This is a genomic window from Elusimicrobiota bacterium, assembly GCA_040757695.1.
In the GTDB taxonomy this organism is placed as follows: domain Bacteria; phylum Elusimicrobiota; class UBA8919; order UBA8919; family UBA8919; genus JBFLWK01.
Window position 1 is genome coordinate 1 of record JBFLWK010000213.1, and the last position, 1,585, is coordinate 1,585.

A 1,585-nucleotide genomic window follows, 5' to 3' on the forward strand; every position below is an offset into this window, starting at 1 on the left:
GGCGACAAAGTAACTGCACAAACTATACAGAAATACATCCAATATCAAAGAGCAGAAGAAGACAGACGCCAGTTAAAACTTGACTTTTAAGATACCCCGCAGCTTGCTGCGGGGAGTATGTCATTTCCCTGAATTTACCGACGGAAGCAGGTTATTGGAAATGGCTAAAGCAATTATACTGGTTTGTGATGATTCAGAAGAAACGAGAGAACTTCTAAAATATAGTTTGGAAGTAGCAGGTTATGAAATAATTCTTGCAAAAGATGGTGCAGAGGGCTTAAAACTGACTCAAGAACATCTGCCTGACTTGCTAATTTTAGATGTTATGATGCCTAAAGAAGATGGATTCACAGTCAACCTGAAACTAAAAGAGAATGAAAAGACAAAAAATATACCGGTTGTTATTTCTACCGCAAAAGGGATGATGTCTAAACTATTTAGTTCATCTGATAAAACGAAAATAAATGGCTTCCTTGAAAAACCATATAATATTGATGAATTATGGTCAAAAGTAAAAGATATTTTAGGCGAATAAATGCAAAAATATAAGGAAGAAATAACTGCATTATTAAAGGATATAAAAACTAAAATATCATCAGATTTCGGTAGACCTGCTGATGCAGTTCCATTTTTAACGGATATTAAAATTATGCTATTCAATACAGTGTCAGAAATAGAGACAAAAATAATAGAATACGAAGCAGAAGTATCAAATATCAAACTTGAATTTGCTCAACAAACTAAAGAGTTAGAAATTATAGATAGAGATGTAGATATTAGATTCCATCAACGAATCAAAGAAATGGAAGATAAAATCAAACTAAAAGATACTGAACTTTCTGCGCTCAAAACACAGCTTGCTGAATATACCACCCAGCATCAGAAAGAACTGCAATTGAACGAGCAGAAAAAGCCTGGCAGGTTGAAATAGAAATCAAACAACATGAAATTGATAAACTTAACGCAGAACTTTATAACGAAAAAAAGAAAATATCAATAAAACAGCAAGAAATTGAACTGCTGAAGTTAGAGATGGCGAACAGAGAAACAATCCTGCCAGTTGAACTTCAGAAAAAACAACAGGAGATTGATAAATTAAAAAATGAAACAGACCGTCTACAGCAGGAACTTGAGGATAAAGAACAAGAACGAAAAAAGTTAGAATTAAAAAATTTGGAAATAAAATCAAAAGATGAACTTCAGAAAGAACTTGAAACTGTAAAACAGGTCTTACAGGAAAAAGATAAAAAAATAGAAGAATTAGAAACTGAAACGCATCGGTTAAAAAGAGAACAACTGCTTAAAGATTCTGCATTGCGTGAGCAATACAAAAAACTAACTATGGAAAACGAAATACTGCAAAAACGGCTGAAATGGGAACTTAAAGAGCAACAGAATAAGCAGAAATAGTGGCAATAGGTTGTGCAAAAAAATGGTTGGATTTATACCAGCCGTTTTTTTATTTAAATGTCGCCGAATACCCCGCAGCTTGCTGCGGGGATGAAGGCGACCGACAAATTTTGCCAAATTTTGTATAATAATATGTGGAGCTAAAACGAGCAAGTCACGCTGTATATGAACTCAA

The 1,585-nt window shown here is 33.8% G+C and carries 3 protein-coding genes; all 3 read left to right on the forward strand.

Annotated elements, in window-relative coordinates:
- Positions 1-160: 160 nt before the first annotated feature.
- The 3 genes from AB1349_14220 to AB1349_14230 all read left to right on the forward strand — a co-directional run bounded on the left by AB1349_14220 (position 161) and on the right by AB1349_14230 (position 1,410).
- Positions 161-535 (forward strand): response regulator, encoded by a 375-nt coding sequence (locus AB1349_14220; GenBank protein MEW6558481.1) that lies wholly within the window; start codon positions 161-163, stop codon positions 533-535.
- Positions 536-931, forward strand: a complete 396-nt coding sequence (locus AB1349_14225) for a hypothetical protein (GenBank protein ID MEW6558482.1) — start codon at positions 536-538, stop codon at positions 929-931.
- A gap of 101 nt (positions 932-1,032) precedes the next feature.
- Positions 1,033-1,410, forward strand: coding sequence for a hypothetical protein (locus AB1349_14230; GenBank protein MEW6558483.1), 378 nt, complete (start codon positions 1,033-1,035; stop codon positions 1,408-1,410).
- Positions 1,411-1,585 lie beyond the last annotated feature (175 nt).

Excerpts from the sequence above, each read along its gene's own strand:
- AB1349_14220 (MEW6558481.1), top strand. The coding sequence starts at position 161 with ATGGCTAAAGCAATTATACTGGTTTGTGATGATTCAGAAGAAACGAGA.
- AB1349_14225 (MEW6558482.1), top strand. The coding sequence starts at position 536 with ATGCAAAAATATAAGGAAGAAATAACTGCATTATTAAAGGATATAAAA.
- AB1349_14230 (MEW6558483.1), top strand. The coding sequence starts at position 1,033 with ATGGCGAACAGAGAAACAATCCTGCCAGTTGAACTTCAGAAAAAACAA.